The following is a 25,800-nucleotide window of genomic DNA, read 5'->3' as shown; positions in this document are numbered from 1 at the left end:
GAACTAAGCTTTACGCGTAACTAAGTGTCCTGATTGCTCAGGCTGTTTGTATTTCCCTTTTTGTTGGTAGGTTTTTTGCGGTCCTATTAAAGCATCTTTAAAATTTTCCAGAGCTGAGTTTACCGTCTGTAAGGCTGACTCTGCGTAAACCACATTGTTTTTGTTGATTTCGCTCAGGCGTTTAATAACGATCTCAAGTGCTGAGTGCATAGTTCTTAATTTTTCTGCCTCAGCGCCACCGATCTTCTGGGCAATCTCTAACAGTCTCGGCTGCGCCGTATCGGCACCAACCAAGTGCGCTAACTCCGTAGCGTAAGTCATACGGACTGCATCTAAGGCTTTGATTTTGATAATCACTTGTTCCTTAGTGTTATTGTTTTCGTTTAATTGATCGATGTTAGATACAATCAACAGATCTTTTTCTTTACGGACGATATCTAACAACTGACGGTAGTTTTTCAACATCTCATCCAGGTTAGAGATCATTTTTTCATATGCTAATTTTCTTAAAGCAGCGACTTCCATGCGCAAACCTTTTCTTTATCCTTTAAGGATTAATCTTCCGACGTTCTACCGGTCATTAAATGCTCTTCAACCATTCTCTCGGCCACGGCTTTAGCATCTACTTTGTATTTGCCTTCATCGATTAATTTCTGAAATTTTTCAACTTTAGCGTGATCAACATCCGGAGAAGCCATCGCCACTTCTTTCGCGCGGGAAATATCTTTAGCCCGCGCTGAAAGATCGACTTTTGCTGAACCCATGTCTGAAGCAAACGGAAGACCGTTAGCTTGTTGTGATTTTGCAGACGAGGTGGCTGAAGATGTCGCGTCGGATTTTTTAGATTTATCGGCACGGGCTGAATCCGTTAAGTTCAAATTTTGTCCGACTTTGTTATGTGTAATTTTCATCTAAAACCTCCTAGGGTATCTGTATCATAGTGTATCATAATTGCACGTCCCAACCAAATCATTCTGAGACAGAAGATTTGACAGTCCATACTAAAGGGCTGGCACTACTGGCCAGACCTAAGGACTGTCCCGCCTCTAATTTGTCTCCGGGTGACAAATGACGGGTCTCAAGAGAGGGGGCCCCTTGTGTCATAATGAGACTTTCTAGGCCATTGTCGTGTTTAATCGTGTACGACGTTTTATCGCCCTCGTGCATTTTTTTATTCTGCAAAGTACCAGCCCATGGGGTCTGGACGGTTACATTCTTTTCATTCGCCGCCTGATCCGGTTGCAACAGATAGGTTTGTTGTTGCGGCGTATTCATCAGCTCCTGAAATTTTATTTTTTTATCCACCGGAATCGGCCCCACCGGTTTTTCAATCTGGCCTGATTTATTGGTTAAACCTAACTGTGCCCCGTAGCGTTCAGTTAGCTGCTGGTAAATTAAATCTGAAACACCAAAGCCGCCGCGGTTATTGGCCTGAGTTGAATATTCATCATCTAATTGTTCTTGAAAGATCTTTTCCGCATTGTTGGCTTTTAAAAAGCCGCCTTCTTGGATGGTTCCGCGCATATTGCGCATCATCTCTTTCATGAAATACTTTTCATACATATCCGCCACTTCGCGGATTTTCGCGTCAGCTTCTTTGTTCTGGGCATTTCCTTCATTTTTTGCCGCATTACCCTGAAGGTGTCCGATCAGGCGTGATGAGCTTAATTTGGAAATATCGGACATTAGAAGGTCTCCAATTCACCGTGAAGTGCACCGGCTGCTTTAATCGACTGTAAGATCGAAATTAAATCTTTGGGTGTAACGCCTAGTTTATTTAACGCCTGCACCAAATCACCAACGTTGGCGCCGGTGTCAAGCAATGCCACTTTATCTTCTGATGGCGTAAGTTTTTTCGTTTTTTCATCAACAACTTTTAACGTGATGTTGCCGTGACTCAGTCCAACTTTAGAAATTTTAACTTTTTCACCGATGACAATCGTGCCGGTTTTTTCATTGATTACCACTTTGGCTTTCTGATCCGGGTTAATTTCAATGGCTTCGATGGTCGCCATTAATTCAACCCCACGGTTTTCATAAGCCGCTGGCGTGATGATATCAATCGTACCCGCATCTTTAGCCGAAGCGTACTGGCCACCTAATTCTTTATTGATTGTTAAAATCGTGCGGGCTGCAGTTGTGAAATCCGGGTTGTGTAAAGTCATGCGGTACATCTTGCGGGAAGCAAAATCCGCCTGAATATCGCGCTCAATCATCGCCCCGTTCGGAACGCGTCCGACGGTTGTATGAACTTCTTTACCATCGCCAAGAACAGAGATCGCCCCCTGGGCAACGGCAAAAATTTCGTCGTTACCGGCGCGAAGCGGTGCTTGCAGCAAAGTACCCCCTACTAACGAAGTTGCATCGCCAACCGCACTGACCGTGATATCCAAAGGGTTACCGGCTTTGGCAAATGGCGGAAGTGTCGCTGTGATAATTACGGCAGCAACGTTTTTAGAAGTTAAATCTTTATTGTCTAACTGCACACCTAATTTTTCGATAAGGCGGCCGAAAGATTTTGAGGTAAATTCAGCCTGTGTATCACCAGTGCCTTTAAGACCAACCACCAAACCGTAACCGATCAGCTGGTTTTCACGTACGCCGCGGATGCTGGCCACATCTTTTAAACGGGCAGCTTCTGCGTTCAATGATAACAATAAAAATGCTAAAGCTATTTTCTTCATATTGATTACTCAGCTTTCTTTAAGTGGATCAGGTCTAACTGCTGTTCAAACAATTTATCAGAACTTACCATTTGATCAGAAAAGTCATCGCCACGCACCACTCCGGCCACGATTAATTTATACGGACGGTTGCGGATCGTGATAAACTGCTGACCGGCAATGCGGTACTGGTTATCCGGCAGACGCTCAGTGATCTTAACTGGAATTCGTTCAATTTCTTTAAAGTTAATTTTATCAGCTGCCGGATCTTTCGGTGCCTCGGCAACTACAGGAACAGACGCAGGCTTACGGCCATCTACACGCTGTTCGGCTAAAAGCTGGGCTGCATCTTCGTTGTCAGCTTCATTTTTGGCTAAGATTGATTTTTTTTCTTTTTCAATATCAGCCAAGCGTAATTTAGCATCTTCTTCTTTTTTCTTTTTGGCCTCGGCTTCTTTTTTCTGGTTCTCCAGCTCAATCAATAGATCTTTGATAGCGTAGGCCTTCATTTCGACATCTTTCATGGCCATGCCTTGCAACATTAACGTCGACGGATCACCCTCACGGCGCTTTTTATTCTGTGCAAACAGATAACTTGTCTGACCTTCCATCACCCAAAGTGATCCGGCACCGGCATGCAATTCAGAATCTTCTTCGAATTTCTGGCGAGTCATACGCTTATAGTTACGGTCAGAAGTCGGCTCATAATTATTGATATCAGAGTATTTTGTTAACGGCTCTTTAACGACTTCTTCTTTTACCACGACCTCTTGTTTAGGGCCGTCAAAACCGAAAAAGTCGTACATCGTTGCACAACTGCTGAAAGAGAAAAAAGTTAATAAAATGACTACGTATTTCATTCAATCCTCACTACACCGCGATCGATAATTTTAGCCGCAAACATCTTGTTTGAGTCTATATTTTTAACTTTAATGACATCACCAACAGCGCCACCTTCTTCAGCCTGGGCTGTGATAGAAATTTCTAAGGCTTCAGCGCCGAAGATAGCTTTGACCATCTGGCCTTTTTTTAAAATTGTTTCGCGTTTTAAATCGCGCGAAGTCAACATCTGCCCGGTTGTTAAAAAACGCGTCGCCTGCATACCCACCACAGACTTCATGTCAGTGATCGCATCCTGATAGCTCTGTAACAGACGCATTTCTGTTGTGACCGCATCTTCAGTAATGACATCGCCGACTTTTATCGGACGGGTTAACACCGGAACCTTGGCATATTTTTTAAGTTCAATTACAACATAGCCTTTTTTCTCAGGTGTTGATGATGAATAAACCGGAATCATCACAGTCGATTTGTTAAAATCAACATTCATATCCAGTTCCCAGTCAGTTAACAGGTTTTGCGGTACAGAATTGATCTGTAAGCGGTATTCGCAGCTTCCGCACTTGGCCAGCAAGTGATTCATGATTTTACGTTCGATTTCTAAACGCGAAACATTTGATTTTGAACGTAGAATTTTGACTTCTGATGGTAGTCTGAAATTAGAATTTAAACCCTGAAATTTTTTGATAATTGTAAGCTTGCTGATTGTCTTTGTTTGGGCATTACCTAACTCGATGTCTTTTAAATCGGCCAGAGTCGATTCGCTTAAGTTACGGCCCTCAACAATATCGTAAGCCGTGATCACTTCGCGCGGCGACACTTCAATCGCCGAAGATAAAGTAATTTCACCTTTGGCGAAAGCAAACTTAGAACTTAACAGTAATGAAAGCAGAACTAATTTTTTCATTATTTCACATTTACCGCTGTTTGTAACATTTGATCAGAGGTCTGAACGACTTTTGAATTGGTCTCGTAAGCACGTTGCGCCGTGATCATATTAATCATTTCATCAACGATGTTGACGTTACTGGTTTCTAATTGGTTCTGCGCCAGAAAACCGATACCTTGGGTTCCTGGGCGTGCCGTTGCAGGCTGGCCGCTGGCCGCAGTTGGAGAGAATAAATTTTTACCCATGCTTTTTAAGCCGGCCGGATTAATAAAAGATGCTAACTCGATCTGACCGATCGTTTCAGGTTCAGCACCGGCCTGATGAATCACTCGAATTTCTCCGGATGGTGTAGCTTCTAAAACTGTTGCTGTATCCGGAACAACCAGTTCAGGGATCAGCGTGTTTCCGTTTTTATCAACCACTTTACCCGATGGATCTTTTCTGAAAGCCCCATCACGAGTGTAGGCGATTTCACCGTCCGGAGTACGTACCTGGAAAAAACCGCCGCCTTCGATCTGGAAGTCCAGCGGGTTATTAGTTACTTTTGTCTGACCGGTCGTAAAATCTTTTTGAATAGCAGCTGTACGCACCCCTAAACCAGTCTGCACACCGGTCGGCGTGATCGAGTTAAGGCCTGAAGCCTGACCCGGATCTTTTTGGTTGCTGTAGATAAGGTCTTCAAACTCAGCACGAGATCTTTTAAAACCTGCAGTATCAACGTTGGCAATATTGTTGGCCACTACATCGATATTACTTTGTTGTGCGATCATTCCCGTAGCTGCTGTATTTAAACTTTTAAACATGTTTACCCCTTAGTCCTTAATTAACCTTTTGTATTACCTACTTGATTGATCAGCTTATCACTCATGTTGTCATAAGCACTGATCGCTTTTTGTGTACCTTCAAACACACGTTGCGCCATGATCATATCTGTCATTTCATTGATGATATTGACGTTACTGGTTTCCAAGAAACCCTGTTTTAACGAAGGATTTTTAACCGCTGTGATTTCAGCGTTCATATTTTCTTTAATCGTGTAGTAGTTGTTACCTACTTTTTGTAAGGCGTCGGTGTTGGCCGCATTAACCAGAGATAGTTTGCCTAGTTTTGTTTCGCCTTCAAAAACTTCGCCGGCATCAGAGATATGAATCGGCGCTGTGCCACTGACTTTAACCGTACGGTTATCAAAATTATCGCCTGAGATTAAACCGTCTTCAGATTCGCCGCCGTCTAATAACACCGGGTAACCATCTTTCGTCACTAGCTGGCCGTTGCCATCAATCGTAAAGTTTCCGGCACGGGTAAATTTAACGCCGGTCGGGGTTCCAACTTCGAAAAAACCCTGACCTTCAATAGCAACGTCTAATTTTCCGCCGGTTGATTTAAGACTTCCCTGTTCAAAATTAGTATAGGTTCCGGCCGCATCAACAAAAGCTTTATCGCCGCCGTTTAATTCATAAAAACTGTCAATTGACGCCGGCATTCTCGGTACTTTCATAACGTCTTGTTCTTTTTCTAACGCCGTCAAATATTCGCTGAAGGTCTGCTGGTCTTTTTTAAAACCGGTCGTGTTCACGTTGGCAATGTTATTCGCAATCGTGTCCATTTTTAGAGTCTGGGCAATAGCCCCACTTAGGGCTGTATAAACACCTTTTAAACTCATTGTTTAACTCCTTCACTACAAAAAATCCGTTGCACAGGGATTCTCAGTATTAATGAAAGAGCAACGCCAATGCCAAAATCCCGCGGTTTGTCTTTGGTCTGGCTGCCAGAAATTTACCTGCACCAGCGCCATTACAATGACATTACAGCAGAATTTGTCGACTCGACTTACACCTAGTCTAGGAAAAGGATGTCATTAATTTGTCAGCTGTACTTACCTCGACTGTCAAAAATGCTCTCTCGACCTTTTTGCAAGTTCACTGGATAATTAAGCGATGCTTCTACGTCCATTTTTCGCTGCGATCATTGTTTTGAATTTAGCCGCTGGCTTGCCTTCGGCGCGTGCTGCTGTTGCAGCTCAAGCAAATGGTGCTGTTGGAACAAAAGCCGTCGATAAAAAATTAAAGACGCTTTCTCTTAAAGATAAATTAAAAATCTTAGAGCAAAAGCAAAACGGAAAAAACGAACATTTCATCTTTGATTTACCTGTCACGTACAATCACAAAGTCAGCTACTGGATTTCTTTCTTTCAGACCAAAGGAAAAAACTTTTTCCGTAACTGGCTCGAAAAATCTTCAAAGTATATGCCTTACATCCAAGCCGAACTGAAAAAAGCAGGCCTGCCGGGTGATTTAGGTTATATGGTAATGATTGAAAGCGGATTTTCGGCAACGGCGACAAGCTCTGCTGCAGCTGTCGGTCCGTGGCAGTTTATCCCGTCAACCGGCAAACATTACGGTCTTACCCAGAACTACTGGATTGATGAACGCCGGGATCTGCAAAAAAGCACGAAAGCAGCCATTCGTTACATGAAAGATCTGTATGCCGAATTCGGCTCATGGTATTTAGTGGCTGCCAGCTACAACATGGGTGAAGGTGGTCTGCGCAGCCGTATAAAAAAATACGGCACCAAAGATTACTGGGAATTAGTCCGCTTAGGGGCGTTACCGCAGGAAACTCAGGATTATGTTCCGAAAATTTTAGCAGCACTGATGATTGCCAAAGCCCCAAATCTTTATGGCTTTCGCAACTTAGACCATGAGTTTCCTTTAAGTTACGAGTTTGTCAAAGCTCCGGCGGGAACTGATATTGAATTGTTGGCTGATTATTTAAGTGTAACACGTAAATCTTTGAAAGATCTGAATGCTGAATTATTATTAGGCTATATCCCGAAAACAACGAAACAGCACTGGATTCGTGTGCCTACGGGTTCACTCGCTGTGGCACAACAATTTTTTCGTGATCAAAACAAAAAATTTGCGTTAGATTAACGGAGGCGTAGGATGTGCAACTGGACTACGCGGAGACAAGCATGTTAATCGTACAAAAATATGGTGGCGCTACCCTGGCTGATCCTGAAAAAATTAAATCTGCGGCCCAACGTATTTCTGAACTTAAAAAGAAAAAGATCAAGATCGTTGCAGTTGTTTCTGCCATGGGGCAGACCACTAACCAACTGATCGATTTGGCCCATAATGTAAGCAACTCTCCGAATCTGCGCGAGCTTGATATGCTATTATCAGTTGGTGAGCGCATCAGCATGTCTCTGGTAAGTATTGCACTCAATGACCTCGGCCATCAGGCGATCAGCTTCACCGGAAGCCAAGCCGGAATTTTCACCGATGAATCGCATCTGGGCGCGATGATCAAAGACGTTAAAGGCCACCGTGTGCAAGAAGCCCTGGATCAGAATAAAATCGTTATTTTGGCGGGCTTTCAGGGTGTATCACCGGTGACCAAAGAAATCACCACGTTAGGGCGTGGCGGGTCCGACACCTCTGCAGTGGCCATGGCTGCATTTTTAAATGCTGACCGTTGTGAGATTCTTAAAGATGTGAGCAGCATCTACAGTGCCGATCCGAAACTTGTGCCGCAGGCGAAAAAAATCACACAGCTTAATTACAATCATCTCTTAGAAATGACATATTGGGGCGCTAAAGTGCTTCATTACCGTTCGGTCGAACTGGCAAAAATCAAAAAAGTAAAACTCTACGTGGGCCCGGCGCATAACCACCAGCATGGTGAAAGCAGCGAAGGCACTATTATTCACGAGGACATTATGTTTGAATCTTCAAAACCGTTAGCCGTAAACTCACACGCCAAGATTTTAGAACTCAGCATTCAATGTGATTCATCGGCGCAGGCCTTCGACACGTTCTTTCAGGCCCTGCAAAAGTCAAATATCGCTGTGCCGCAGATTTTAAATGGGTTCATCATTGAAAAAAAAATGCATGTGTTAATCACAGCACCTTCTGAACAGCTGGCAGCCATCGAAGCTATGGATTTTAAAAAATTCCCGCAAATTAAGCTGGCCAACAACCAGCTGTGTTCTGTAAGCCTGACCTGCACGGGTTCAACTTTAAATGACACGTTAGTTGCTGTTACCAAAAAACTGGCAGACAACCGTATTGAACCGGCGTACTTTATCCAGTCGGCAATGAGTTTAAATTATATCGTGGCCCAGGAACACAAAGATAAGACGATTCAGGCTTTACATAGCCTGATTGATTAAAGTCTGCAGTTTAACTAACTGCTTTTGTTCTGTTTCCTGAAAGGTGTCATTACCTACGTATAACACCAGGAATAATGAAACCCAGTTAACGATTTCGATATCTTCGACCTGACCATTGCGGTTTTTCAGCTGATATTCATTGGTGAAACGCGACGGGATAAGACCTAACGATAAATAAGTTGCTCCCAAGTTCAACTTTTCGCCGATCGAAAGCTCACTTTTTTTGTTTGTGAACAAAACACAGTGACCTTCGCAGGTTTCAACTCTTTCGCTGCGAACCAGCAGCACTTCCGAGAACATGTTTTTTGCTAAAATCAATTCACGAAAAAGCTCAACATTCTGCAAGTCTGATTCGGACTTATTTGAAAAATATATTTTTAATTTATCAGCTTTGAATTTATCAGAAACTACCGCTTTGGAATCGTGACTTACATTTTTCATGTAAGTCACGCATGATGAAAAGTTAAACGCCAGAAGTAATACTAAGATGAATTGTTTTAACATAGCCCTCTATTAACCAGTCCTATTTTTAACCAGTCCTATTTTTAACCAGTTCTATTTTGACGGATTCTCCACCGTAATAAATGTGTGGTACTGGTCTGTATAACGTTCGTTCATAATTTTCCAGATGTCACGGTTTTTACTGCCGAACTCATTCGAGTTCGCCATACCGCGCACCGCCGCCTTAGGACGGAAACCATTCACATCGTTTTTATAGGCTTTGTTATTACCCTTTTTAGCTGCAGCTCCGCGATCACCGGTACTGCCACCGAACATATTGGCGATTGAACCTTTGGCATTTTGGAAAAACGCCGATAACCCGCCCTTACCATCGCCTTCACCATCTCCGCCGCCGCCTTCACCATCTCCGCCGCCGCCACCGCCGCCGCCGCCAGCGCCGCCAGCACCAACCGACTGTGCCGCACCAAAAGGTGAACCCGCATCTGCTGTTGCCGTTGCCGAAGCCGATGGACGAGTATCGTCGTATAGACCATCTAAACCACTGGTATCAATAGTTGCTTTACCGGAAGCCAAACCACCAGAACCACCCGATCCAATGCCAGGGCTCGCAAAACCAGAAATTGGCGCTCTAACACCCGAGCCAGCAACCTGAGTCGGATTGGCATTTAACTTACAACCGCCGATTGTTGAGTTCGGAGCACAACCGACCGTACTCATTGAACAACCTTTGGCATTCGGGTTTTCAATACAGGTAAGTGGTGTAACAATACTTTCACAAGTTTCTGGATTAATACTTGCCGCCGTTAACTGACAACGGCAGATATCTGCTTTTTGCACGCTGGTTGCCAACTTATCGAGAAAATCTCCGAACTGTGAATCAGCAAATTCCACGTTACTTTTACAAAAGTCATCAGCGCCGCCGGTCTGTTGTTTTTCAACAGCTAGCGTAGAGATTAGCAAAGATCTGTGCTCGGAGCTGAATCTTTTTTCAGAAGCTGCAAATTTGGCTTCACATTCTTTAATGTAATCCTCATCTGACTTTTCGACTAACGACTTAACATCTTCACAACCCTGCTTACAGGCATTCAGTTGTTTTTGACAATTTTGTTTTAAAAAACTTAACGCTTCGAGCACGCCCGTACCTAAAGTACTCATTCTAGTACATGCATCCAGGGCGCCTGTACCGGCATTTTTAGCAATCAAGGCATCTAAACCGATACCGAGCACACGTTGCGCTTCGGTGACACTTTTATTTACCTCAGGTGCCTCTTTACTACATTTATTAATGGCATCCTGACCTTTTGAAGAACATAGTTCTTTGGCCGCACGTAGATCCGCGACACACTCATCAATTTCGTCAGCGCTTACTGTAGCGGTTGCCGATACCACAGGTTCAGCTTTGGTAGGACATACCGTTGCAGTCCCTGTCACTGTGATGCTTTTATCATTTTGACAGACGCATTTTCCGCCTTCCATGACAGACCCTGGCACCGGACAATTATTCGCGACTTTTACGTCTGAAGAGTTTGCCGGGCATTCAATTTCTTCTGATTGAGATGAACCTGTTGGCTTACATAAACAATCACCTTTATTGCGAGATCCAACGGGGCCAGTATATCTCACATCAACTCCGGGAATCTTTCCCTTCATGTGATTACACATGGCTTCTTTATTGAAATTCATACAGAAGTAATAACCAATCTTATTGGTACCTGTCGTGCCGTAACCGGCATTTTTTCCGGTGTACTGCGGGTTACCCGGATTGATAGCTGCGTACTTACATTTGGCATTAGCTGCGTTATCTGTGTTTACCCCATCAATCACTGTACAACCGGCAATCACATCTCTCCTGCCGATTTCAGAAAGCAGGTCAACAACTGGCTTATCTAAAAACTTCATCGTCGAAAGTTTTACCGGACTGGTGTCTTCACAGCTCTTGGCTTGTGCCAGCTGATACGAGAACAAAGAGAGTATGACTATAAGATATGACATGATGTTTTTCATATTAATTCTTCTCTCCAAAAATAAATTTATCTTTTTGATCCTGAACTTTGTACTGCCTATTCATGACTTTCCAGATATCTTCAAACTTACCGGCCATGACCTGATCTTCACTGTCGGCACCGCTCGCTAAGCCACGCAGCGCTCCGCGAGGTCGCCATCTTTTGGTATCGACGCCGTCCTGACCCAAACCACCGGCACCGCTGCCGCGACCGTATGATGTCGTAGCTTCATTGTTAGAACCTGAACCTTTTTTATTAAACATATTGCTTAGACCGGATTTTGCGGTGTTAAAAAAACTTTTAATGCCGCTGCCGATTCCGCCTTCGCCTTCACCTGCTGCTGCATTTAAATCATCGCCCGCACCGGCACCACCACCACTACCGCCTCCGGAAGCACCGCCTATAGACTGCGCTGAACCAAACGGCGCGCCGTCAGCAGCACCAGTTGCAGTACCTGAAGTACTACCTAAAGGAACGATTTCACTGTCTTCTTTTAATCCGGTTAAATCACCTGGATCAATTTTACCACCTGCATTTTGCGAAGCCCCGCCGCCACCGGCACCATTAATAGCTGCTACCGGCTTGGCCGCAGTGCCGCCGGCAAAACCACTCACATTAGAGCCGTTCTGCGGAATCATCGGTAAATTAGCTACATCTAAACACGCATCGCTGGTTGGATTTCTAAAACATATACACTGTGGCGAGTTATTCGTACTGTCTAAGCAGTTGATCTTTGCCGTCGCACAACCGGCCAGGGTCGGATCTGCAGCACAGTCTTTCGGGCCAACCTGGTTGGCACAGTTAGCATTGTTTGAACCTAACTGACATTCACACTGGGCCGCACTCTTAAAGGCGCTATCCATATCATCCATAAAATCGGTCATTTTATCGCGGTTGGCTAAAGCGGTCCCTGAAGTTTCGCATTTGGCATTTTCAGTCGAAACTTTTGTTAACATTTCCTGAATTTTTTGATCGAACAGAGCACGGTTGTTTTGATCCCAGGCTGCGTAAAATTCACTTTCTCTGCCTATCGTAGCCAACTCACCGTATTGGGGATTCGCTAGACATGAGTCATCTTCGAAAGCTTTTTGACGACATTTCTCGTAAGCTTTTTCTTTATTGGCATTAATAAAAGATTCTGAATCAGAGCACGATGTTTTACATGAACTGATATCATCATCACATTTGTTACGTACGGCTTCGACCGCATAATAACCAGTAGTCCCCGCAATCGCAGCTCGACCGCAGTTGGCCGCAGCGCCACCGACTAATGAAGACCCGCCTTGCAATAATTCCTGTAAGGCGTCGATACTATCGCCGCCTTCTTTACGTTTCGGATCACAACGGTCGACGGCCACATCAGCAGCTGTTCCGCACGCGTCGACCTTAGCTTGCAGCTCCTGTAAACACGCTTCGACGTTTGGCGTAGGTGTTCTTCTTGCCTGACAGGCGCCCGTACCACGCCCAGATGGATCAATATAACCGGCCGAACAGACACAGCTTTTTTGCATTACGCTATATTCCCTGTGTTCTTCGGCTTTACACGAACTTGCACAAACTTCTGAGGTGCCACGTCTCACAGTTACATTTTCGCCGTCACATTTACACATGTTGGTTCCACTTTGTGCGGTTGTGCCTGGTGGACATGGGGCTGCCGCACAGGCATTCGAACTCGCATCCCACACACCGTTTTTGGCTCTGCAGGTTGCTTCGCTTGTACATAAATGCGGATTTACTTCCGTGCAGCCACCTCGAGTTGGCGCTGCTGCGGTTTCAGTTCTTCTTTCTTCGGTTCTTCTTGGCGTAGACTTGGGTCTGCTGTCTGCTGCCTGTTTTGCGTTAATACATTCGGTAACTTTTGTTCTAAATGTTTGTGAATCGCCAGAAGCATATCTATCAATACATTCTCTACACACTGGATTAGCGCGATTACAAACTCGCGCATCCGTTTGCGAAGCATCATCGCTGTTAATGTTACGATTTACTCTAACAATACCATTGCTGCGAAGACATCTTTGATAAGCATCACCATAGCCGCCGGTTGAGCGATGACAATCCTGCTTAATTTTTTCTTCTCCGGATACAGGTCTTGAAGCCGTTTGGCGCTGCTGTGTTGTTTTACTTGCTTGATCAATACAATTCGGACTACTTGCTTTACAAGGGATTTGCACCGGTTGCGATTTCGGGCCGACCTTCGATTGCGGAAATCCGCCGATGCCGAAACCTGGCGTTTTCGCCGTATTAACCTTTTTGTTACTATTGGCGAAAGCGTTAATGGAAATAAAACCTATCAAACTGATAAGCAATATGAGTTTATTCATTGGTATTCCCTCATTGGGGCTTATCGGCCAAAGATGATACAGACTTGAGTCAGTGTCTCATATTAATACACAACTTTTTGTAACGATAATATAGCCGTTTTAACGGGGCTATTTCAGAGCTAAAAGAGCCTTTTCCAGATCAGTCTCAGAATTAAAAGCATGTGGCGTAAACCGTAAGCCCGGCCCGCGAACCGCATGAAAAATTTTGCGCGCATTTAATTTTTCTGACAGTTCTTTGGTGGTCATCGACCCTTTAGGTTTAAAGTTAATAAAAGGTGTCGAATGAATTTTTTCACCCTGATAAGGCGTGACGACTTCATAACCTAAATCGACAATCCCGTTACGCAATAGTTTAGCTAAACGTAGTGATTCAGTTTCTAAAACACTTACACCGGTTTTTTGAATCACGTCGATCGACGCACCCAGGGCGGTGATTTCCAAAACCTGTTTTGAACCCGGTTCAAACTTTAGGGCATCACGTTTAGGTTCGCAGGCAAAATCAGATGGATCATCACAGGTGCCGTACGTGTACATGCCGATTATGTGCGGTTTGAATTTTGGAATATGGTCTTTACGCAAAGCTAAAAAACCAACGCCGACCGGTGCAGATAACCACTTATGGCTGCCACCCATCACGGCATCAGCCCCCCAGCTCCAGACATCACACGGGTGTAAGCCGAAGCCCTGAATCACATCCACCGCTACAAAAATTCCCTGCTGTTTTGCGGTAGCAATTACGTGCTTTACATCTTCCATCTGGCTTCCCGCCATAAACTGTACCCAACTAAAAGCGACGACTTTGGTTTTAGCTGTAATCGCTTTGAGATACTTTTCCATCGGCGTGGCCAGATTTTTTTCTGATTCAACAATGACAAGCTTTGCCCCAACCAAATCACAGGCGGCTTTCCACGGGTACAAGTGGCTTCCGTACTCCTGATCCCACATCACCACTTCATCACCGGCTTTAAGGCCCACCGAAAAAGCGGTTTGATTGATGGCACCGGCCGTTGAAACAAAAAAGGCAACCTCACCAGCTTCACAGCCGATCATAGCGGCAAGACTTGCGCGGGTGTTAGTGACGTCTTGTGCGTAGTCTTTGTCAGTATTAAAACCTTCTTCCCAGAAACGGCGTGACCAATAATCAATTTTTTCACGGGCTGCTCGTGTAATCGGCTGTAAGCCCGCATTATTTAAATGCACTAATTCATTTCTGTTAAACTGGGCCTTATACGCTTCGAGATTAGACATGTAATCCTTCTTTAATTAACTGGATAAGCTCTTGCACCTGGGCAAAATGTAAACGGTAACCTAACAGACAAACGCGGATCGAATAACAGCCGTTAATTTCACAGCCACTTAAGAATAGTTTATTCTGCGCATTGATCCACGCCAATAATTTTTTGGTTTTTTCTGAGTTACCCAAATTAAATGCCTGGATCGTCAAATGCGGTTCTGAAATAACTTTGACCAGTTCAATTTTTTTAAGTTCGCTGTTTAAGTATTCTGAAAGTTTGATTTTTTCTTCTAAGTTCAGCTTAAAAGGCCCGATGCCAAACGTCTTTAACGGCAACCAAACGCGTAAGCCACGCGGATCACGCGATAACTCCGGAGAAATATCGGCAAAATCGATTAGGTTAAACTGCTCTTCCTGAAAGCCCGGTGATGGTGGCATGTATGAACTGCTTCCTGCATACTGGGTCTGCAAATCACTTTTGTTTTTGATCAGCAGGCAGCCAACCCCGTACGGGATCTGCAGTGCTTTGTGCGGGTCAAGCGCCACCGACTGGGAGCGCTCGATGCCTTTTAGAGCTTTTTGCCCTTTATCGGTCAACATGAATAACGCCCCATAAGCACCGTCGACGTGAAACCAGATATTATTTTTTTCGCAAATATCGGCGATCACATTTAGGGGGTCAACAGCTCCGGTGTTGGTGGTGCCCGCTGTCCCGATAACAGCGACCGCAGTTAAACCTTTATTTTTATCTTCGCTGATCGCTTTTTCTAATTCAGCCGTGATCAAAGAAAATTTCTGATCAACCGGAATCAGCCTTAAACACTCCTTCGGAAACCCCAGAAATGCCAGGGCTTTACCGATGCAGTGATGCACTTGTGCCGAGGCATAAAAGCGCGCCTTCGACAGGTCATTTTGTTTTGCAAAAAATTTATTTCTGGCCGCAACCAACGCCATCATATTAGCCTGACTGCCGCCACCGGTTAAGATGCCGGTCGCTGTATTGTCAGGATAATTCATCATCGTGGTAAACCAACGGATAACTTCCATTTCGATGGTGACCAAGCCCGGCGCCAAACTGAAGTGCCCGGTAAATTGATTCATTGTTAATGCCATGGCCTGTGCCGGCGCACTTATTGGATTGGCGGCCCCCGCCACGTAGGCCATATAACCCGGGTGCCCCGGTTGCTGTCCCAGTGGGGCTATATCGTTAGCTAAAAACTGCGCCAGCTTTTCAAAGCTTTCCGGATTAGCCGGAAAGTTTTTTGTTGTCTGGTACGGCCTGCGGTAATCTTTTTTAATATCATTTGTCTCCGGATCAAGTGCTGATCCCATCGGACTGACTGATTTTCGGTTTTGTTCAAACCGGCTCACAAAAGCTTCGACAACTTGATAAGTTTTTTGAATTTCTTCAGCTGATAACTCCATGGGTTGTTGAACCTGTTGCCACCAGTTTTCCTCCAGCATCTGATCAAGAATGTTTTCGCGGCGGGTATGCACATACTCACCGGTGGCCTTTAAGCGAACCGCAGAATTGTCATTTGAGCCATCTAAGGTCGCGGCGATACGAAACCCGGCATGCTGAAAAAAATGCGGGCGAAAATGAAAACGTGCGTTGATGCTGGCTTCGTGTCCGCAACTGATAAAGCTACCGCCTAAGATCATCTGGTGTTTGCCATCAAAACACGGCGTTGAAAAATCATCATAAAGTTTATTAATTTTAAAACCTTCAAGCGGGTTAAACTGATCTTCAGCCCACTGCCAGACATTGCCGAATAAATCGTAAACCCCGTTTTGTGCTGCACCGGTATTGACCGGGCGCGGAGATGAGTGATGATAATTAAAATTAAATTTTTCTGAGGTCGGAGCTTCAGATTTTTGAAATTCTTTTCTTTGCAGAACCTCATCATTTGTTAGTTTTAGTTTTAAAGAAACGAATTCAGCTTCGGTAATCAAGCGGTAATGCAGCTTCGATTTATCCTGCTCCTGTTTCCAGCGGCAATAGGCCTGCGCTTCATGAAAATTTACTTCTACCGGCCAATCCCATGGCATATCAATAATCTCGAATATAGTTCTTAATTTATAATCGTGTAAACCCTCAGGACCGTTGGCCACCCAAAATGTCGGGCGTTTGGTATTACGGAACCTGCGCCACATTAAACCTTCGGCCTGCCAGTACTTATCTTCGCTATAAGCCCCGCTGGCGACAAAGTCATAATACTCGCCGTTGCTGATTAAACTCTGAGTCCACTGAAAATCTTTGATTGCCGATTTGCGCAGACCGTATTCGTTGTCCCAGCCGAAACTCGGTGCTGATTCATGTTTGCCGTACTCGATAGAACCGCCCTCATGTTTACTCCAGGAATTGAGCGGATAATTTTTTCCGGCCACCGGCTTTGCGGCCGCGGGCGATAGTGATTTATACAGCGGCGCCCAGTACTTTGGTGTTTCGACCAATTCGAGCGGAAGTTCGCGCATTAATACACTGCTGGTTTCAAAATGAATTTTTTCGTGCTCAAACCCCATAAACAAAGCCCAAAGCGGGTGCTGTGGCCCCAGTTTAATGTTTTTGCGTTGGCGCGTTTCTCGATCCAGATCCGGATGTGTCTGAATGATATTTTTAATCAGATTATAAATTTTCTGGCGGTATTCATGGATTGTCGCAACTGATGGCCACTCCATCTCATTCTTCGACATATCATCCCAGCTCATTTCATCTACGCCGGTTTCAAGTACTTTTTCGAGATATAAATCCACAGGATTTTCCACAATACCGGCCAACCGGAGCTTATTTAGAAACAAAACTGCCGGATGGCCATAATAAAAGGCCAGCGGATGCCGTAGCTGATGGTACGGCGGGCGGATGTAGGTCGATTCATGTTTTAGGCTGGCAAACAGGATTTCTGTCAGCGTCCAGGTATTATCAAAATAATCCTGCACATCCTGACGGGTGCAAATATCCAGATTAATCAACGGTAAAGCAGACAGATATTTTTTTTCCGGATCAAAACCGACACATTTCTCAGGATGAACACCGGTCCACCACCGTGAGCCGAATTTTTGCTGCACTTCATTGGCTGAACTACGATCGACTTTGGGAGCAGAAAGATTCGGGTTACGAGTTACAGATACGGTTTGGGGTGTGTTGCTCAGTGACATATTCTTCTCTCTGTAAAATTACTATGTCATCGTAGCGTAAAACTGCTATGATCGGTAGCTGCAATAGCTACAAACTATCAGGAGATTGAATGAAGAAAAGTTTTTTTGACTTCACCGTGAAGAACGCCCAGGCCAAAGACTATGACTTAGCACAACATAAAGATAAAGTTGTTTTGGTGGTGAATGTTGCGAGTAAATGTGGTTTCACCCCGCAGTACAAAGGGCTGGAAGCATTGTATCAAGAGCATAAAGACGCAGCCTTTACTATCCTCGGTTTTCCGTGCAATCAGTTTGGTTCACAGGAACCGGGCTCAAATGAAGAGATTCAATCGTTCTGCGAAATGAACTACGGCGTAACGTTTCCGGTGTTAGGCAAGGTCGACGTCAACGGCTCAGGCGCTGATCCGATCTATAAACACCTTAAAGCTGAAGCTCCAGGTATTTTTGGCACCGAAGCGATTAAGTGGAATTTCACAAAATTCTTAATCGGTAAAGATGGCAAGGTGATCGAGCGTTTCGCACCAAACACTGAACCAGCCGACATCAACGAAGCGATTAAAAAAGCGTTAGGAAAGTAGTTATGAGAAATTTAGCAAAAACTTTGTGTGTTGTCTGTCTGATGGCTGCGCCGGTTTTTGCTAAATCGCCCGCGGATTTGGCAGCAACCTCGCCCAATTCGCACACTCAACAACCTGATAACTGCTCGTATGATTTTGCCAATGCCAAATCGGCCCTGGATGCAAAATCAAAAGTCTATGCTTCGGTCAAAAAAGCCGTTAAAAACGCTAAACAAAAAATATTGACCCAGAAAGCCGTTTTTAAAAAAAATAAAGCCACGGTTGAATTCACCACCGGCGGCTGTGCACATTACGGCTATAGCTTTACCTATGCCCGATTAGGCCAAGCTGAATTTACTTCAGATCAGGCTTTTGCAAAAGCCATCGAAATGCTAAAAGCCACCGCGACGACAGTTGAAGGCCAAGCTTTGACAAAAACGCTGATTGAAAATTTACAACAGGCAGCGATGAATAAAATCTTTAGACCGCCGAATGAAAATTACGACGTACCGTGCGGCGATGCCCAGTGCAGCTTAGATGCATCCACTAAAGGCCAACTTAAGGTTTCTTACAGTTTTACTTTATAGAAATCAGACGTAAAAAAATCAATTGGCCTGATCAAAGATAAACTTATCTTTCTGATCCTGAACTTTGTACTGTTTGCTCATCACTTTCCAGATATCGTCATGTTTTCCGGCCAGCGTTTGATCGCTGGCAATACCACGAACGGTACCACGCGGACGGAATCTTCTGACATCAATCTGCTGGGCGGGTTGTCCAACGTCACGATAGGTCTCGCCGGCTGAATTTTCTTTATCCGTAACTTTTTTGAAAACTCCGCCGATGGCCATTTTGGCATTATTAAAAAAACCGGTGAGTTTTTTTGCGATGGTCGCATCACCGGCTGGTGCTTGCGGCAACGCCCGTTTACCTGCGCCACCACTACCCGCGGCTGCAGACGGTGCGGCTCCAGCGCCGGCACTGCCCGCTGAACTAGACGGCGATTCACTTGCGCCAGGCACAGAGACTGTTGAGACTTCAGCTTCTTTTATTCCATCGCCAACATTGATTTTACCGATCCCCGTCGTCTCAACCCCACCCGTGCCGCTCTCGCCAGTCACGCCACCAGTTACTTCAGTGCCTTTGCGGCCCCCGGCAAAGCCGCTCTGATTGCCGCTATCTTTAAAATTTACACCGGCAGCCATATTTGACGGAAATTTTCCCTTGCACTCTGCGCTGCCTGGGTCACGAAAACAAATACATTTTAAAGAGTTATTTGATTTATCAAAGCAGTTATCGGCGATGCTCTTACAGCCGGCCAATGAAGGATCTTTTACGCAATCGAGCGGCCCGACAACTTGCTTCGAGCAATCTGCACTGTTCGGATTTAACTGACACGCACATTGAGCTGCCGCTTTCGATGTGTTGCTGAGATCATTCATGCTATCGGATAACTTATTTCTATTCTTGGCCGCTTCACCGGTTTCGCAGGTCGTGCGCGAACCATTAGCCCGGCTCAATAACGCCTGAAACTGACTTTCAACCTGAGAACGGTGTTCAGCATCCCACATCGGGTTAAAACGGTCAGCCGGAAGTGGTGGACCTTCATTAACCTGCGCCTGCATCGCTCGTTCCCGACAGGCATTATATAAACGCTCTTTATTATCATTCATGTATTTTGCAGCGTCAGTACAATTGGTTCTACAGGTATTGATGGTCTCATCACACTTGGCCCGCGCACTGTCAGTGGTGTGATATCCAGAAGTGCTTGCGGTGGCAGCTTTTTCGCAGTTTTGCGAAGCGCCGCTATTTGAGCTAAATAATAACTTTTCCATTAAAGCCAAAGAATCAGAATCACCACCATCTGGGTCACATTGGTTGGTGGCACCGCTTGCTGCTGATTCACAACTTGATACTTTGGCCTCTAATTCGCCCCAACAGTTTGGCGAATTGTCATTAGCAGCCACGCCGCGCTGGGTGGTTCCGGATGCTGCCGTAATTTGATTGGCCACACACTTGCCGTTCACATCGCGGGTAAAACCTTCTTCACAGACACAGGCGCGGGCATACAGCGAATAAATTTCATTCTCAGCTGACCTACACGAACTCGGACAACTTTGTAAATAATCACCACGATCCACATAAAAACTATTATCCAAATTAAACACACTGGACGCACCAAGCGAACTGGTGCAGCGGCAGCGCCCGGGATTGGTGACATCTTCGATTGTACCAATATGACAATCGGCCCGCGAACATGTGTTGGCGATGAAATCCCAATAGCCGTTGACGCGGCGGCATGCTGCATAATAAAGACAGCGATTTGGAGTTTGAAACGAACAGGTTGGTAAACCAAAGATTAGTGTTTGCGAAGCGCCAGTACCTTGCATTGACCAGACACTCTTAGTCTCTAAACCATTTGAAAGGTCGCCGTTCATGCGTTCAAGGGTTTGCGTGTAGCTATCGCTTGGATTAAAAAGATCTTTGCTGTCCGGATCAAGATTCAACTTAATACTGTCATTTGACGAGGGCTGCGCCTGAGTCGCAGTGATTTCCTGCGCGTCGGGCTGCGCCCAAAGCACTTGATTGAAAAATAGAATGTACAATAGAAAACAGCATTTAACGACATTCAACCCCACCAGACTTTTATCGGTGGTAAACAAAAAAACCTGAACATGTCGTCTCACTGTGAAACAGCGTATATTGCAGTTAACAAAATAAATTTTTCGGGCTGTTAAAGTGCAAACAACTTTTTCCAGCTCTGAAACAACAAAGCCCCGGTTTATCACCGAGGCTTTGCAGTTTGTAAGCAAGATTTTAATTCTAACCTGAACTAGTTCATTTTTTCTTTAGCCGCTTTAGCTTCTTTAGCTGGGGCTTCTGCTTCGGCAGCAGCGCCTTTGGCTTTTTTGGCTTTTTTCGGAGATTCCATTTCAACTGAATCTTCGCCGGCTACAGCATCAGACATATCGTTAGTTAATAATAACTCGCCGATACCGTTTTTTGCTAAAATCGCGTTACGTAATTCAGTTTTAACTGCTGGATTTGCTTTTAAGTATTCTTTAGCTTGATCACGGCCTTGGCCTAAACGTTCACCTTTATAAGAGTACCATGCGCCTGATTTTTCAACCATATTTGCAGTTACCGCTAAATCTAATACGTCGCCTTCTTCAGAAATACCTTCACCGTACATTAAGTCGAATTCAACTTTAGTAAACGGAGGAGCCATTTTGTTTTTCACAACTTTAACAGCCGTTCTGTTACCAGTTACATCTTCACCGTTTTTGATTGCACCCACACGGCGTACATCTAAACGAACAGAAGCGTAGAACTTAAGAGCGTTACCACCCGTAGTTGTTTCTGGGTTACCGAACATAACACCGATCTTCATACGGATTTGGTTAATAAAGATAACTAAAGTGTTTGAACGAGAGATCGCCGCTGTTAATTTACGTAAAGCTTGTGACATTAAACGGGCTTGCAGACCCATATGTGAGTCACCCATTTCGCCTTCGATCTCTGCGCGTGGAACTAAAGCCGCTACTGAGTCGACAACTAATACGTCAACGGCGCCAGAGCGAACTAAAGTTTCGGTGATTTCTAAAGCTTGCTCACCAGTGTCTGGTTGAGAGATTAATAAATCAGAAACGTTAACACCTAGTTTACGAGCGTAATTTGTATCCAATGCGTGTTCAGCATCTACGAAAGCCACCACGCCACCTTTTTTCTGAGCTTGGGCGATAGTAGATAAGGCTAAAGTTGTTTTACCAGAAGATTCTGGGCCGAAAACTTCAATAATACGGCCTTTAGGAAGACCACCGATACCAAGAGCTACGTCTAATGATAATGAACCGGTAGAAATAACTTCTACGTCTTTGTGTAACGAATCACCGTTACCTAAACGCATGATCGAACCTTTACCGAATTGTTTTTCGATAGTTGATACTGCTAAGTCTAATGCTTTTAGTTTGTCGCTTGCTGCTCTGTTATCTTGTGGATTTGCCATGTGTTACCTCTCTTATATATGTATAAAAATATCTTTTTAAAAAATTTATTTTAATGTTTCGTTTAGATGCTCAAGAGCTACCGCGGCCGCGGCAGCTTGAATATCCTCGCGAGACAAAGTTTTATTGTCAGTATTTACGAATTCGTGATGAAAAATCTGAGTTGCTAGCTTCGTACCAGCCACCGCGAAAAACACAGTACCTACAGGCTTTAATTCTGTTCCGCCTGTCGGACCTGCGATCCCCGTGACCGCCACCGTAACCACATCTTTCGATGTTGTTCTTTTGATTTGTGCGGCCAATCCCTCAGCCATCTGTTTCGCACACTCAGAACTTACTGCTCCGAACTGTTTGAACACTGATTCTTGCACACCCAAAAAAGCACTTTTACTTTCATTCGCGTAGCTTACAACCGAGCCCCAGAAAATATCTGAGACCCCGGCTTTTTGACTTAAGCGACTTGATAAAAGTCCCCCGGTACAGCTCTCAGCAAACCCCACTAGTAAACTCTTGTCACGAATAACCTGAATAGCTTTTTCGAGGGCATTTTCCACTCGAGAATTCAGATTTTCTGTTTGCACATTTACTAGTGTCTTCATGCTTAATCCGTAATTACTTTCATATAACTTACATATGAACTTACATATCACTTACATATATGTAAAGAGGTTTTTTAAACAAAACTATTATAAAGTCTGGGTTTGCGCCCCAAGCCATGGTGTATAGGTATAAACCATCTGAAGAATAATATTGCACACAATACCAGCAGCAATATCATCGATCACCACACCAACACCACCTTTTACTTTGCGATCAAGTTGTCTGATCGGCGGCGGTTTTACAATATCAACGATTCGAAACAGAATAAATCCCGCAACCAAACTTTGCCAGGTAGGCGGAAGCCACGTCATGGTAATTAAAAATCCAACGACTTCATCGATGACAATTTCTTTTGAATCATGCGTGCTTGTCAAATTTTCGTAAGCCTGTGCAATCAAGATGGCCGCCACACAAAGTAACAGCACCACAATCATGTACGGAACCGCGTGCAACTGCGCGAGCAAATACCAAAGCGGGATTGTCGCTAACGTTCCCCAGGTCCCTGGAGATTTTGGCAATCTTCCAGCTCCGAAGAAGGTAGCTAATTGAATAATGACTTTTGCGTTCATGAGCTAGAGTGTTGCCTATCTCAGCCATTACGTCCAGCGATTACCCGATGAGTTTAACTGATCCTGTGCGCTTGTCTGAAATGGGTTTGTTTAAATTAAGCTTCTGCCCCTGAGAAACGCCGTGATTATAGTCACTGCTTGAGATGTGGCGAGAAGATGAGCGCAGGCTCCGTAAACGCGGAAAATAATCATGCACATAGTCCTCAAGCTCGGCCTCAGCCCGCACCATTAAAGATTTCTCCTGAGGCCGGTGATTTACGGCTTGGCCTTTAAGTTTTTGTGCAAATCCGTCTAACAAACCCAGCTTCATCGACGTGCCTGAATACGACTTACAGGCACGCAGTAAAAAATGATAAACATATTCGGCCATCAAGGCATTTTCTTTAAGGCCGATCACCTCTAAAGCCTGATAATGCCCTAGGGTCTTAGCGTCAAATTCGTGAACCACAATCACCTGCACAAAGTAAAACTCAACCAGCATCGAAATAATTTTCTTTTCGATCAGCGACAGTCTTTTTTTACCGGTTGAAATCAGAATATGCGCCACATCACTTTTTTGCCCGCCCACCCCCGCAAGATCGGCTTGCTCAAGGTTGTATTTTAAATACAGTTCGCGCACTTTAGTCGCCGCAAGGCTGGCCTCATGTTCATTCGACGAAGTGGCCAGCGACATCAGCTTTTTTACTTTTTCAATTAAGGGATTGGCCATTTCTTCAATGGTAAAATCGGGATTATCTGACGCCAACTCCACTTTTGCAGAACAGTATTGCACTTGTAATTTTAATTTCTCACAAGCTTTATGAAATTCTTTTCCGTGGGCTGAAACATCCGACTCGGGATAGTTCTCATAAACCCATTGATGAGCCATTTCATGTTTTAAAACACCCAGAACATGGGCCCAAGAAAACTTCTGCACAAGGTTTCTCGAAATCGAGATCATACGGGCCAAATGGTCGTACTCTCCCCACTTGGTGAGCGAATCAAAAAGTTGAATATTTACTAACTGAAAATTCATTTTGCGGGCTTTTGCAATTTCAAGAAACTCGCGGCGAAGCTCTAGCAGAATGATTTTTTCGGAGTCTAAATGATTACGCATCTTCGTTAAGTATACTGATTCTGCCAGCCCAAGGTCCAGCCCGAAGAGCGTATTGCTGGACGAAAAAGTGATAAGAAATCATACTGGATCAAGTTTAAATTGCTCAGTAAAGTGTTTATTTGCTTTGGGCAAAACAGATATTTTAACAACAAGGAAGTCGTGCTCTTTGAGGTACGCAAAAGGAAAAACCATGAAACTATTAATCGCTGCTTTAGCATTAGCAACTTTAGCTGGATGTGCTTCAACTCAACCTGTTGGTGGATTTATCTACTCTGATGTTCACGGTCCAGTGGCAACTACTCACTTACCTAAAGGTCCTTTACGCGGTGAAGCTTGTGCAACGAGCTGGTTAGGCGCTTGGGCAACTGGTGATGCATCTGTTGCTGAAGCTGCAAAAGCTGGCGGTATGACCATCGTTTCTCACATCGATCAACACAGCTCAAGCTTACTATTCATCAAAAACACTTGGTGTACAGTGGCTTACGGCTACAAAGGCGGAGCTAAAGCTCAGTAATTCTTTTTGATTTTCATGAGCGGGCGGTCAAGTAAACTTCAAACGACTGCCCGGCTCGATTTTTTGTGTTTTCTTGATTATTTTTTCTTAGATCTTTCAGTCATCATTCCGAATTCTTTATATCTCTGGCAAGCGGCCTTCATATCCATATCTGAAATATCAATACACTGGCCGTCTGAAACTACGCCCCAAACGCGATCATTTTCAACCTGAACCAGCTTATCACAATCGGTATTGCCATCGACTGCCGCCAATAACTCAGATGGCTCGCAACGATCACTGTGATAAAAGAATGTCGCATCCAAAGAGCCTGCCGCTTTGTACTTTACACAGGCTTTGGGTGTATCTTCGTCAGAAATATCTGAACAGACGCCGCGCACTTTCACACCCCAGGTTCTTGGAGCTGAGCTGATCACGCTGCTTGAGCAATCAGTTGTTGAACGTAGGTTAACGATTAACTCACTCTCTTTGCATGAATCTGAATGGTAAAGCGCCGTCTTTGACGGAGGTGGTGTTACCGGTGGAGGAGTGACTCCACCGCAGTTTACAAGAATTTGCTGAGCTGCGCGAATACACTCTGCCGAGCAGCTGTTCATACAGTTTTGCTGAGCCGACACAAGATTAGCCCAAAATAATAACAAAATAGCGATAGAAAATGATTTCATAGATCCCCCCAATGGTCGTTATGACACTTATATCACTGGGTTAAGCAAGGATC

24 protein-coding genes are annotated in these 25,800 nt (G+C 44.6%); 5 read left to right on the top strand and 19 right to left on the bottom strand.

Annotation, left to right across the window (positions count from 1 at the left end; genetic code table 11):
* Window positions 1-3: 3 nt before the first annotated feature.
* Genes AC04MM_RS07445 through flgF form a run of 8 tightly spaced genes read right to left on the bottom strand, consistent with a single transcriptional unit; the run spans window position 4 to window position 6,055 of the window.
* Window positions 4-525: a flagellar protein FlgN gene (locus AC04MM_RS07445; protein ID WP_475379709.1), complete on the bottom strand. Its 522-nt coding sequence runs from the start codon at window positions 523-525 to the stop codon at window positions 4-6.
* 29 nt (window positions 526-554) lie between these two features.
* Window positions 555-911, bottom strand: coding sequence for a flagellar biosynthesis anti-sigma factor FlgM (gene flgM / locus AC04MM_RS07440; protein WP_475379708.1), 357 nt, complete (start codon window positions 909-911; stop codon window positions 555-557).
* A gap of 58 nt (window positions 912-969) precedes the next feature.
* Complete coding sequence (locus AC04MM_RS07435) at window positions 970-1,686, bottom strand: rod-binding protein (RefSeq protein ID WP_475379707.1); 717 nt, start codon at window positions 1,684-1,686, stop codon at window positions 970-972.
* Window positions 1,686-2,684: a flagellar basal body P-ring protein FlgI gene (locus AC04MM_RS07430; protein ID WP_475379706.1), complete on the bottom strand. Its 999-nt coding sequence runs from the start codon at window positions 2,682-2,684 to the stop codon at window positions 1,686-1,688. The genes AC04MM_RS07435 and AC04MM_RS07430 overlap by 1 nt, the downstream gene beginning before the upstream one ends.
* Before the next feature lie 5 nt (window positions 2,685-2,689).
* Complete coding sequence (locus AC04MM_RS07425; protein WP_475379705.1) at window positions 2,690-3,523, bottom strand: flagellar basal body L-ring protein FlgH; 834 nt, start codon at window positions 3,521-3,523, stop codon at window positions 2,690-2,692.
* Window positions 3,520-4,410 (bottom strand): flagellar basal body P-ring formation chaperone FlgA, encoded by an 891-nt coding sequence (flgA, locus tag AC04MM_RS07420; RefSeq protein ID WP_475379704.1) that lies wholly within the window; start codon window positions 4,408-4,410, stop codon window positions 3,520-3,522. Before flgA ends, AC04MM_RS07425 begins: the two co-directional genes overlap by 4 nt.
* Window positions 4,410-5,195, bottom strand: a complete 786-nt coding sequence (gene flgG, locus AC04MM_RS07415; RefSeq protein WP_475379703.1) for a flagellar basal-body rod protein FlgG — start codon at window positions 5,193-5,195, stop codon at window positions 4,410-4,412. The genes flgA and flgG overlap by 1 nt, the downstream gene beginning before the upstream one ends.
* A 20-nt stretch (window positions 5,196-5,215) precedes the next feature.
* On the bottom strand, window positions 5,216-6,055 hold the full coding sequence (gene flgF, locus AC04MM_RS07410) for a flagellar basal-body rod protein FlgF (RefSeq protein ID WP_475379702.1): 840 nt from the start codon (window positions 6,053-6,055) through the stop codon (window positions 5,216-5,218).
* Window positions 6,056-6,329: 274 nt separating this feature from the next.
* Here flgF and AC04MM_RS07405 point away from each other — a divergent pair, with 274 nt between their 5' ends.
* Window positions 6,330-7,325: a lytic transglycosylase domain-containing protein gene (locus tag AC04MM_RS07405; RefSeq protein WP_475379701.1), complete on the top strand. Its 996-nt coding sequence runs from the start codon at window positions 6,330-6,332 to the stop codon at window positions 7,323-7,325.
* Window positions 7,326-7,366: 41 nt separating this feature from the next.
* Window positions 7,367-8,566 (top strand): aspartate kinase, encoded by a 1,200-nt coding sequence (locus AC04MM_RS07400; RefSeq protein WP_475379700.1) that lies wholly within the window; start codon window positions 7,367-7,369, stop codon window positions 8,564-8,566.
* Here AC04MM_RS07400 and AC04MM_RS07395 read toward each other — a convergent pair.
* From AC04MM_RS07395 to ovoA, 5 genes are all read right to left on the bottom strand, one after another.
* Complete coding sequence (locus AC04MM_RS07395; RefSeq protein ID WP_475379699.1) at window positions 8,546-9,070, bottom strand: hypothetical protein; 525 nt, start codon at window positions 9,068-9,070, stop codon at window positions 8,546-8,548. The two genes, AC04MM_RS07400 and AC04MM_RS07395, sit on opposite strands and share 21 nt — an antisense overlap.
* A gap of 51 nt (window positions 9,071-9,121) precedes the next feature.
* Window positions 9,122-11,032 (bottom strand): hypothetical protein, encoded by a 1,911-nt coding sequence (locus AC04MM_RS07390; RefSeq protein ID WP_475379698.1) that lies wholly within the window; start codon window positions 11,030-11,032, stop codon window positions 9,122-9,124.
* Window position 11,033: 1 nt separating this feature from the next.
* The gene (locus tag AC04MM_RS07385; RefSeq protein ID WP_475379697.1) at window positions 11,034-13,352 is read right to left on the bottom strand and encodes a hypothetical protein; all 2,319 of its coding nucleotides are present in this window, start codon (window positions 13,350-13,352) and stop codon (window positions 11,034-11,036) included.
* Window positions 13,353-13,460: 108 nt separating this feature from the next.
* Complete coding sequence (locus AC04MM_RS07380; RefSeq protein ID WP_475379696.1) at window positions 13,461-14,600, bottom strand: aminotransferase class V-fold PLP-dependent enzyme; 1,140 nt, start codon at window positions 14,598-14,600, stop codon at window positions 13,461-13,463.
* Window positions 14,593-17,742: a 5-histidylcysteine sulfoxide synthase gene (ovoA, locus tag AC04MM_RS07375; RefSeq protein WP_475379695.1), complete on the bottom strand. Its 3,150-nt coding sequence runs from the start codon at window positions 17,740-17,742 to the stop codon at window positions 14,593-14,595. Before ovoA ends, AC04MM_RS07380 begins: the two co-directional genes overlap by 8 nt.
* A gap of 89 nt (window positions 17,743-17,831) precedes the next feature.
* Between ovoA and AC04MM_RS07370 the strand changes: the two genes are divergently transcribed.
* Both AC04MM_RS07370 and AC04MM_RS07365 read left to right on the top strand, forming a co-directional pair.
* The gene (locus AC04MM_RS07370) at window positions 17,832-18,320 is read left to right on the top strand and encodes a glutathione peroxidase (protein WP_475379694.1); all 489 of its coding nucleotides are present in this window, start codon (window positions 17,832-17,834) and stop codon (window positions 18,318-18,320) included.
* 2 nt (window positions 18,321-18,322) lie between these two features.
* Window positions 18,323-18,886, top strand: a complete 564-nt coding sequence (locus AC04MM_RS07365) for a hypothetical protein (protein ID WP_475379693.1) — start codon at window positions 18,323-18,325, stop codon at window positions 18,884-18,886.
* An 18-nt stretch (window positions 18,887-18,904) separates the two neighbouring features.
* On the opposite strand, the gene AC04MM_RS07360 is transcribed toward AC04MM_RS07365, so the two are convergent.
* The 5 genes from AC04MM_RS07360 to AC04MM_RS07340 form a co-directional block, all read right to left on the bottom strand.
* Window positions 18,905-20,986: a hypothetical protein gene (locus AC04MM_RS07360; protein ID WP_475379692.1), complete on the bottom strand. Its 2,082-nt coding sequence runs from the start codon at window positions 20,984-20,986 to the stop codon at window positions 18,905-18,907.
* A 146-nt stretch (window positions 20,987-21,132) separates the two neighbouring features.
* Complete coding sequence (recA, locus tag AC04MM_RS07355) at window positions 21,133-22,305, bottom strand: recombinase RecA (protein ID WP_475379691.1); 1,173 nt, start codon at window positions 22,303-22,305, stop codon at window positions 21,133-21,135.
* Between the two features lie 45 nt (window positions 22,306-22,350).
* The gene (locus tag AC04MM_RS07350) at window positions 22,351-22,902 is read right to left on the bottom strand and encodes a CinA family protein (RefSeq protein ID WP_475379690.1); all 552 of its coding nucleotides are present in this window, start codon (window positions 22,900-22,902) and stop codon (window positions 22,351-22,353) included.
* An 87-nt stretch (window positions 22,903-22,989) separates the two neighbouring features.
* Complete coding sequence (locus AC04MM_RS07345) at window positions 22,990-23,472, bottom strand: phosphatidylglycerophosphatase A family protein (RefSeq protein WP_475379689.1); 483 nt, start codon at window positions 23,470-23,472, stop codon at window positions 22,990-22,992.
* Window positions 23,473-23,512: 40 nt separating this feature from the next.
* Complete coding sequence (locus AC04MM_RS07340; RefSeq protein ID WP_475379688.1) at window positions 23,513-24,568, bottom strand: SprT-like domain-containing protein; 1,056 nt, start codon at window positions 24,566-24,568, stop codon at window positions 23,513-23,515.
* 190 nt (window positions 24,569-24,758) lie between these two features.
* Here AC04MM_RS07340 and AC04MM_RS07335 point away from each other — a divergent pair, with 190 nt between their 5' ends.
* Entirely contained in the window at window positions 24,759-25,082 is a 324-nt protein-coding gene (locus AC04MM_RS07335) for a TRL-like family protein (RefSeq protein ID WP_475379687.1), read from the top strand.
* Between the two features lie 77 nt (window positions 25,083-25,159).
* Here the strand turns inward: AC04MM_RS07335 and AC04MM_RS07330 are convergent, their stop codons facing one another.
* A complete protein-coding gene (locus tag AC04MM_RS07330) occupies window positions 25,160-25,747 on the bottom strand; it encodes a hypothetical protein (RefSeq protein ID WP_475379686.1) in 588 nt (195 codons plus the stop codon).
* Between the last annotated feature and the right edge of the window lie 53 nt (window positions 25,748-25,800).

Source organism: Bdellovibrio sp. SBM16 (assembly GCF_056175625.1).
Note: the sequence above shows the minus strand (reverse complement) of the source record. Positions and strands in the feature narration are given on the sequence as shown.